At 72.2% G+C, this 8,920-nt stretch carries 9 protein-coding genes; 7 read left to right on the forward strand and 2 right to left on the reverse strand.

Annotation, left to right across the window (positions count from 1 at the left end; genetic code table 11):
- Positions 1 to 561: transposase (locus L7D48_RS14670; protein ID WP_237879879.1), on the forward strand; the 561-nt coding region annotated here is incomplete at its 5' end.
- 13 nt (positions 562 to 574) lie between these two features.
- On the opposite strand, the gene L7D48_RS14675 is transcribed toward L7D48_RS14670, so the two are convergent.
- On the reverse strand, positions 575 to 841 hold the full coding sequence (locus L7D48_RS14675; protein WP_237879880.1) for a hypothetical protein: 267 nt from the start codon (positions 839 to 841) through the stop codon (positions 575 to 577).
- A gap of 345 nt (positions 842 to 1,186) precedes the next feature.
- On the reverse strand, positions 1,187 to 1,459 hold the full coding sequence (locus L7D48_RS14680) for a GlsB/YeaQ/YmgE family stress response membrane protein (protein ID WP_206346542.1): 273 nt from the start codon (positions 1,457 to 1,459) through the stop codon (positions 1,187 to 1,189).
- 504 nt (positions 1,460 to 1,963) lie between these two features.
- Between L7D48_RS14680 and L7D48_RS14685 the strand changes: the two genes are divergently transcribed.
- From L7D48_RS14685 to L7D48_RS14710, 6 genes are all read left to right on the forward strand, one after another.
- Entirely contained in the window at positions 1,964 to 3,184 is a 1,221-nt protein-coding gene (locus L7D48_RS14685) for a hypothetical protein (protein WP_237879881.1), read from the forward strand.
- Positions 3,185 to 3,541: 357 nt separating this feature from the next.
- Entirely contained in the window at positions 3,542 to 4,219 is a 678-nt protein-coding gene (locus L7D48_RS14690; protein WP_237879882.1) for a GntR family transcriptional regulator, read from the forward strand.
- On the forward strand, positions 4,216 to 5,133 hold the full coding sequence (locus L7D48_RS14695; protein WP_237879883.1) for a dihydrodipicolinate synthase family protein: 918 nt from the start codon (positions 4,216 to 4,218) through the stop codon (positions 5,131 to 5,133). The genes L7D48_RS14690 and L7D48_RS14695 overlap by 4 nt, the downstream gene beginning before the upstream one ends.
- The gene (gene araD / locus L7D48_RS14700) at positions 5,130 to 6,914 is read left to right on the forward strand and encodes an L-arabinonate dehydratase (RefSeq protein ID WP_237879884.1); all 1,785 of its coding nucleotides are present in this window, start codon (positions 5,130 to 5,132) and stop codon (positions 6,912 to 6,914) included. The genes L7D48_RS14695 and araD overlap by 4 nt, the downstream gene beginning before the upstream one ends.
- A gap of 108 nt (positions 6,915 to 7,022) precedes the next feature.
- Positions 7,023 to 7,988 (forward strand): carbohydrate ABC transporter permease, encoded by a 966-nt coding sequence (locus L7D48_RS14705; RefSeq protein WP_237879885.1) that lies wholly within the window; start codon positions 7,023 to 7,025, stop codon positions 7,986 to 7,988.
- Complete coding sequence (locus L7D48_RS14710; RefSeq protein ID WP_237879886.1) at positions 7,985 to 8,893, forward strand: carbohydrate ABC transporter permease; 909 nt, start codon at positions 7,985 to 7,987, stop codon at positions 8,891 to 8,893. Before L7D48_RS14705 ends, L7D48_RS14710 begins: the two co-directional genes overlap by 4 nt.
- Positions 8,894 to 8,920 lie beyond the last annotated feature (27 nt).

Raw genomic sequence — 8,920 nt, forward strand, 5'->3', positions numbered from 1 at the left:
TCGAACACGTCCACCAGTGCGGACGCCAGCCACTACGCCCGCATCTGGAGCCGTCGGAAGGCCGCACGGAACAAGGCACGCCGGAAGGCTGCCGAGGTCTACGCCCGCATCACCGACCGCAGGCGTGACCACCTGCACAAGCTCACCACTCGGCTCGTTCGTGAAAACCAAACGATCGTGATCGAGGACCTCACCGTCCGGAACATGGTGAAGAACCGGAGCCTGGCCCGCGCCATCAGCGACGCGGCCTGGTCGGAATTCCGGAGCATGCTGGAGTACAAGGCCCAGTGGTACGGCCGCGAAGTGATCGCGATCGACCGATGGTTCCCCTCCTCCAGGCTGTGCTCGACCTGCGGCACCTTGCAGGACAAGATGCCGCTGAACGTCCGCACCTGGACGTGCGACTGCGGGACGACCCACGACCGGGACGTGAACGCGGCGAAGAATATCCTGGCCGTCGGGCTGACGGCGTCTGTCTGTGGAGCTGGTGTAAGACCTCAACGGAGTACTCCGGGCGGGCAGTCGGCGATGAAGCAGAAAACCCCACGGCGCGAGCCGTAGGAATCCCCCTCCTTCAGGAGGGGGAGGAAGTCAACGCGACAGGCCGCTCCAGGAAGTGCAGCCAGACCTGTCCCGCGACGAGAAGCAGGAGCGTGACCACCACCAAGGGCACCGACCAGTCCCGCAACAGGCGCAGTGGCCAAGGGACGTGATCCGTCCGGCTGGTGGCGTAGTTGGCCGCCATGCCCAGCAGCGCCCCGAGCAGCAGGAGCAGAACGTCCAGGACGAGCTTCACCGGACGACGGTCCACGCATCCCCCACCGGAGTCAGAGTCCGCCACCACCCCACGTGCTCCAGCCGATCCTATGCACGGCTCGCCCCGCCGCTCGGCCCCCGGGCGGGAACTCGCCTCCTGGCTCGGCGGGTCCGGCAAGCGCGGCATCCCGAGGGGCGGGGTCTTCGGCGAGAGGACCGGCACCCGTGTCCGGGGCCGTCCCGCTTCCGGGGAGGCGCCGAGGGCGGCGCGGAAACTCAGGGCGCATGCTCCGCACGCAGTGCTTCCGCGGACAGGAGCTCGGCGGGTTCGCCGAGCAGGTCCACTCTGGCTTCGCCGCCCTCTCCGGCGGGCGAAGTACCCGAAGCCGGGGCGTCCCGTTCCGGCACCGCCGGCGCGGGCGGGCCGGCCTCAGCGGGACGGACGCGAGTGGCCGAAGAGCAGCCGGTAGGCGATCAGCAGCACCAGGGAACCGGCGACCGCCGAGACCCACAGGGCCGGGTCGTAGAAGTCCCGCTCCACCGGGCGGTCCAGATAGGTCGCCGACAGCCAGCCGCCCACGAACGCCCCGACGATGCCGATGAGCGTGGTGCCCACCAGCCCGCCCGGGTCGCGGCCCGGCAGCAGGACCTTGGCGACGACCCCCGTGACCAGTCCGAGCACCAGCCAGCTCACGATGTCCACGATCGAACCCCTCCCCGCCGCGGGACTCCGCCCGCGGCCCGTGATCTTCGCGGGCCATCATGCCCGAACGGGGGCGCCCTCGAACACCGTCCGGCCGGGCGGCCGGGGGCGGCGCGGGACGCGCCGCCCCCGGCGGGCGCGCCGCGCGGGGACGGGCGCGCCGCGCGGGGACGGGCGCCGTTTTCCCCTCCACCGAACACCGTTCACATCCGTGGTGGTGACGGGAGGTTCGCCCTGCCCTCGTCCGGGCACACCACGACCCGGAACCGCCGTTCAGGGTCGGACCCGCCGTTCAGGTCCGGAGCTCCGGTGAGCGGAGGGAATCCACGCGCCGTTCGGCTACACGTACATGCGGCACCACCGTGGAAGGCCGAGCGGGGGGCGGGACGAGGCTGTCGCGGTCCGGTTCCCTGATCTAGCCTTCGCCCGTCCGGCCCTTCCTCTCCGGCCGGTCCGTCCATCCGGTCCGTGCGACCGAACCCGTCTCACACCAAGGAACCACCGATGAGAGCTTCCGCGTTCGTCTATCCCTGGGACGTCGTCGGCGACCCGGCCGCCGCCCGCCGGATCGCCGACCTCGGTGTCGAGCAGGTCACCCTCGCCTCCGCCTACCACTCCACCAGGGCGCTCACGCCCCGCCACCCGCGCCACCGCGTCGTCGCCGCCCGGCACTCCGCCGTCTACTACCCGGTCGACCCGGCCCGCTGGGAGGGCCGGCGGCTGCGCCCGTACGCGCAGGACTGGATCGCGGGCGAGGACCCGTACGGCGAGGCCGCGGCGGCTCTGGCCGACGCCGGACTGGAGGTGCACTCCTGGGTGATCCTCGCCCACAACACCCGCCTCGGCGGCGAGCACCCGGATCTGACCGTGCGCAACGCCTACGGCGACCGCTACCCCTGGGCGCCCTGCATCGCGCGGGAGGAGGTGCGCGCCTACGCCGCCGCCCTGGCGGCCGAGGCCGCCGTGCGGCCCGGTGCGCGCGGGGTGGAGCTGGAGTCCTGCGGCTGGTACGGGCTGGGGCATCTGAGCGCCCACGACAAGACCGGCGGGGTACGGCTGGACGGAGCCGGCCAGTACCTGATGTCGCTGTGCTTCTGCCCGGACTGCGAGGCGGGGTACGCCGAGCACGGCGCCGACCCCGAGCGGCTGCGGGGTGCCGTGGCCGACGCGCTGGAGCCGCTGTGGCGCGGGGAGCGCCGGGGGAGCGGGAAGGCGGCCGGCGGGCGCGGCGGGGAGTGGGAGGAGGTGGAGGAGCTGCTGGGGCAGGAGCTCGCCGGGGCCGCGGCCGCCTGGCGCGACCGGGTAGCGAGCGCTTTCCAAACCGAGGTCGTGGCAGCCGTGCGGAAGGCCGCCGAGGCCCGGCGGACGGAAGGATTCCGGGTGCTGCTGCACGCCGATCCGGCGCCCCACCGCTGCGGCGCCAACGTCGGTGTGGACCCCGCCGCGATCCTCGCCCTGGCCGACGGGGTGGTGCTGCCGTGCACCGGGGACGGAGCCGAACGCGAGGCCGTCCTGGCGCCCTTCGCCCGGCACCGGAGCCCCTCCACCGTGCTCGCCGCCAACTTCACGGTGGTCGGCGGCATGGGCGGACGCCCCGCGGAACTGGCCGGGGACGCCGCGCACGCCCGGGAGCTGGGGGCGACCGAACTGCGGCTGTACCACGCGGGTCTGGCCTGCGAGGCGGACCTGGCGGCCGTGCGCGCCGCGCTCGCGCGCCTGGGCTGAGCCGCGCCGGGCGGCACCGGGCGGCACCGGGCGGCACCGGGCGGCACCGGGCGGTGCCGAGCGGCGCCGGGCCGGCGCACCGGCGCGGAGCGCGGCAGCTCCCCGTGATCGTCGGCGCACTCGCCGTCGCGTGCAGTAAGCGCTTTCAAGCCGGTCCCCGAAAGTTCTGTCAGAACCGTTGACGGAGCCCGGGGGCCGCCCTACTTTCGTCCCACCGCACGTCGTACGCGATACGTCATACGCCATATCTCGTGCGTCATATACGAGATGCCGTATGCGGGTGTGCGCCGCGCCCGAGGTGCCGCGCACACCGCCGCCCGTACGCCCGTCGCCACAGCCGACCTGAGAGCCGACCGCATGAGAGCCCCCCTGACCGGTCTCGCACCGGTACCCGTCCCCTCCAGGACGCAGTACGTCATGGAGCATCTGACCCACGCCATCCTCACCGGACAGCTCCCGCCCGGGCAGCCGCTGGTGGAGACCGAGCTGGCCGCGAGATTCGGCGTGTCCAAGACCCCGGTCCGCGAGGCGCTGAAGACCCTCGCGGGCCGCGGGCTGGTCGTGATGAGCGAGTACAAGGGCGCCACCGTGCGCACCGTGGACGCCTCGATGGCCCGCTCGGTCTACGACGTGCGGCTGCTGCTGGAGCCGGAGGCGCTGCGCCGCACCGTCACGGCGAAGGCGGATCTGGCCGGGGCCCGGGCCGCGCTGGAGCGGGCCGACGCCGCCGCCGACCGGGCCGACCGCTCGCTGGCCAACCGGGACTTCCACCGGGCCCTGTACCTGCCCTGCGGCAACCCGCTGCTGACGCGGATGCTCGACGACCTGCGCGACCAGGCGGCCCTGGTGTCCACCGTCGCCTGGGAGGCCGTGCCCTCCTGGGAGCACGAGGCCGCCGAGCACCGGGAGATCCTCGCCCGGGCCCTGGACGGGGACGCCGACGGCGCGGCCCGGCTGCTGCGCGACCACATCGAGGGATTCGTCCGCCGGGCCTTCCCGGCCATGGAGAACCAGGAAGGTCAGGTCCAGGCATGACGGACTTCTCCCACCGGCGGGCCGCGCTCGCCGACGTCGTGGCGATCCCGGTCACACCGTTCGACGAGCGGGGCCGGCTCGACGCCGGCACCTACCGGGCCCTGGTCCGCCGGCTGCTGGACGCCGGGATCCGCGCCGTCACCCCCAACGGCAACACCAGCGAGTTCTACTCCCTCACCCCCGAGGAGCGGCGGCTGGAGGTCGAACTGACCGTGGCCGAGGTCGAGGAGGCCGGAGGGAGCGCCGAGGTCGTCGTGGGCATCGGCCACGACCCGGCCACCGCGGTCGCCGCCGCGGAGCAGGCCCGCGACGCCGGGGCCGGCATGGTGATGGTCCACCAGCCCGTCAACCCCTATGTCTCGCAGGCCGGCTGGGTGGACTACCACCGGGCCGTCGCCGAGGCCGTCCCGGAGGTGGGGGTCGTCCCCTACCTGCGCAACCCCCTCATCGAGGGCTCGGCCCTCGCCCGGCTCGGCGAGGAGTGCCCCAACGTCATCGGCGTCAAGTACGCCGTCCCCGACGCCGCGCGCTTCGCGGCCTTCGCCCGCGACGCCGGCCGGGACCGCTTCGTGTGGGTGGCCGGACTCGCCGAGCTGTACGCGCCGGCCTACTTCGCCTGCGGCGCCACCGGCTTCACCTCGGGCCTGGTCAACGTGGCCCCGCGGATCTCGCTGGAGATGCTCCGCGCCCTGCGGGCGGGGGACTTCGGCGCCGCGATGGAGGTGTGGGAGAGCATCCGCGTCTTCGAGGACCTGCGCGCCGCGCAGCAGTCGGCCAACAACGTCTCCGTCGTCAAGGAGGCCCTGGCCCACCTCGGCCTGTGCCGCCGCGACGTCCGCCCGCCGAGCCGGACGCTGCCCGAGGAGCAGCGCGCCGAGATCGCCGGGATCGTCAAGGGATGGGAGGCGGCATGACCGGCCGGCACAGCCAAAACGGACAGCACGGACAGCACGGCCCGAGCGGCGGCCCCCGCGCCCGCCGCGCCCCCGAGGAGCTGCGCAGCCACCAGTGGTACGGCACCGACGGGCTGCGCTCCTTCAGCCACCGCGCCCGTACCCGGCAGCTCGGCTACCTCCCCGAGGAGCACCTGGGCAAGCCGGTCATCGCGATCCTCAACACCTGGTCCGACATCAACCCCTGCCACCAGCACCTGCGCGAGCGCGCCGAGGCGGTCAAGCGCGGGGTGTGGCAGGCCGGCGGCTTCCCCCTGGAGTTCCCCGTCTCCACCCTCTCGGAGACCTTCCAGAAGCCCACCCCCATGCTCTACCGCAACCTGCTCTCCCTGGAGACCGAGGAGCTGCTGCGCTCCTACCCGGTGGACGGCGCGGTGCTGATGGGCGGCTGCGACAAGACCACCCCCGCCCTGCTGATGGGCGCGGCCAGCGCCGACCTGCCCACCGTCTTCGTCCCCGCCGGGCCCATGCTGCGCGGCCACTGGCGCGGCGAGACCCTCGGTTCGGGCACCGACATGTGGAAGTACTGGGACGACAAGCGCGCCGGCCTCATCGGCGACTGCGAGATGGCCGAACTGGAGTGCGGCCTGGCCCGCTCGCCCGGCCACTGCATGACCATGGGCACCGCCTCCACCATGACCGGCGCGGCCGAGGTGCTGGGCGTGACCATGCCCGGAGCGTCCTCCATCCCCGCCGTCGACTCCGGCCACTCCCGGATGGCCGCCGCGGCCGGGCGCCGGATCGTGGAGCTGGCCTGGACCGACCACAGGCTCTCCACCGTCCTGACCCGCGAGGCGTACGAGGACGCCGTCGCCGCCGTGTGCGCGCTGGGCGGCTCCACCAACGCCGTCATCCATCTGATCGCCATGGCCGGGCGCTCCGGCGTCGACCTCACCCTGGACGACTTCGACCGGATCGCCCGCACCACGCCCGTGCTGGCCAACCTCCGGCCCGGCGGGAAGTACCTGATGGAGGACTTCCACTACGCGGGCGGCATGCCCGGCTTCCTCTCCCGGCTGCAAGGCCACCTCCACCTGGAGCGGCCCACCGTCGCCCACGACACGCTGCGCGAGCAGATCGCCGGCGCCCTCGTCCACGACGACGACGTCATCCGCACCGCCGACAACCCGCTCGCGGCCGAGGGGGGCGTGGCCGTACTGCGCGGCAACCTCGCCCCGGGCGGCGCGGTCATCAAGCACATCGCCGCCGAGCAGCACCTGATGAAGCACACCGGCCCGGCGGTCGTCTTCGACGACTACCGCACCATGCAGGCCACCATCAACGACCCGGACCTGGGCATCACCGCCGAGAGCGTGCTGGTGCTGCGCGGCTCCGGACCGCTGGGCGGACCGGGCATGCCGGAGTACGGGATGCTGCCGATCCCCGACCACCTGCTCAAGCAGGGCGTGCGCGACATGGTCCGCCTCTCCGACGCCCGGATGAGCGGCACCAGCTACGGCGCCTGCGTCCTGCACATCGCCCCCGAGTCCCACGTGGGCGGGCCGCTCGCCCTGGTGGAGACCGGCGACCTGATCACCCTCGACGTGGCCGCGCGCACCCTGCGGCTGGAGGTCGACGACGCCGAACTGGAACGCCGGCGCGCCGCCTGGCGCCCGCCCGAGCGGCGCTACGGGCGCGGTTACGGGGCGCTGTACGAGGAGCACATCACCCAGGCCGACACCGGCTGCGACTTCGCCTTCCTCGCCCGCCCCGGCGAGGTCCCCGAACCCTACGCGGGCTGACCGCCCGCACCGCACCACCACCGCACCACAGACCGTCCGAACCACCCGCCGACACGACATCTCGAACGACGTTCGACAGTCATTCGACGACAGAACGGAGCACCGGCAATGGCCCTCACCGCCGTGCCGAAGAAGCGCCCCCTGCCAGGGAGGCCGGGGAAACCGGGGAAGCCGGAAAAGCAGGGGAAGACCGGGCTCACCGGGAAGCGCGGCCTGCCGTACCTACTGATCGCGCCCGCCGGGCTGCTGATGCTGGGCTTCATCGCCTACCCGATGCTCAGCGTCCTCTACTACAGCCTCCAGCACTACAACGTCACCAAGCCCTGGCGGAACGGCTTCGCGGGTCTGGACAACTTCCGGGAGATCTTCTTCGAGGACCCGCTGTTCTGGCAGACCCTCGCCTTCAGCGCCAAGTGGGTCGTCGCCGAGGTCGGCCTCCAGCTCGTCTTCGGCCTGGCGCTCGCGCTGATCGTCAACCAGACGTTCGTCGGCCGCGGCATCGCCCGGGCCCTGGTCTTCTCGCCCTGGGCCGTCTCCGGTGTGCTCACCACCACGATCTGGATCCTGCTGTACAACCCCTCCACGGGCCTGAGCCGCTATCTGGCGGACGCCGGCATCGGCGAGTACGGCACCTCCGTCCTCTCCGACACCGGCACCGTCTTCTGGGCCGCGGTGCTGGCCGAACTGTGGCGCGGAGTCCCCTTCTTCGCGATCCTCATCCTCGCCGACCTGCAGTCCATCTCCAAGGACCTGTACGAGGCGGCCTCGGTGGACGGTGCCAGCCGCTTCCGGCAGTTCTGGCACATCACCCTGCCGCACCTGAAGGACGCGATCATCCTCTCCACCCTGCTGCGCGCGGTGTGGGAGTTCAACAACGTCGACCTGCTCTACACCCTCACCGGCGGCGGACCGGCCGGCGTGACCACCACGCTCCCGCTCTACGTCGCCAACACCGGCATCGAGGGCCACGACTTCGGCTACGCCTCCGCGCTGACCACCGTGGCCTTCGTGATCCTGCTCTTCTGCTCGATCCTCTATCTGCGCCTGAGCAAGTTCGGAGGCGACGACAAGTGACCGCGGCAATCGTGGAGAAGGGCGTCCAGACGCCCGCCCCGGCCGACGGGGAGACCCCGCCCCCGGCCCGGAGGAAGGCACGGCAGCGCAAGCTCGACGACGGGCCGCCGCGCTGGCAGATCTACCTGCCCCTGGGCATCTACCTGCTCTTCACCCTCATCCCCTTCTACTGGATGCTGCTGTTCGCGCTCCGCCCCTCCGGATCCACCTCGCTGGTGCCCTGGCCGATGACCGGCGAGCACTTCGAGAAGGTCTGGAACGAGCGCAGCTTCGGCACCTACTTCCTCAACAGCACCCAGGTCGGCATCGCCTCGATGGTGATGACGATGGCGGTGGCCCTGGCCGGCGGGTACGCCCTGGCGCGCTTCCGGTTCCGGATGAAGAACGCCTTCATGCTGGCGCTGCTGTGCTCGCAGTTCATCCCCGGCGCGCTGATGCTGGTCCCGCTGTTCGAGACCTTCCGCAACCTCCAGCTCATCAACTCCATGTGGAGCGTGATCATCGCGGAGACGGTCTTCCAGCTGCCGCTGTCGATGATCCTGATCAGCGGCTTCATCAAGAACGTCCCCGAGTCGCTGGAGGAGGCGGCCTGGGTGGACGGCTGCTCCCGGCTGCGGGCGTTCGCGGCCATCGTGCTGCCGATGCTGCGGCCCGGGCTGATCGCGGTGGGCTCCTTCGCCTTCGTGCACAGCTGGAACCACTTCCTGTTCGCCCTGATGTTCCTCTCCTCGCAGGAGAAGCAGACGATCCCGGTGGGCCTGAACACCCTCATCGGCTCCGACAGCGTGGACCTGGGCGCGCTCGCGGCGGGCGGCGTGGTCGCCGCGGTGCCCGTGGTGATCATCTTCGCCTTCATCCAGAAGTGGCTGATCACCGGGTTCAGCGCGGGGGCGGTGAAGGGCTGATGACTCCCGCCGCCTCCGCCCCCGCCT

Source organism: Streptomyces sp. ICN903 (assembly GCF_022015835.1).
Lineage (GTDB): Bacteria > Actinomycetota > Actinomycetes > Streptomycetales > Streptomycetaceae > Streptomyces > Streptomyces fenghuangensis.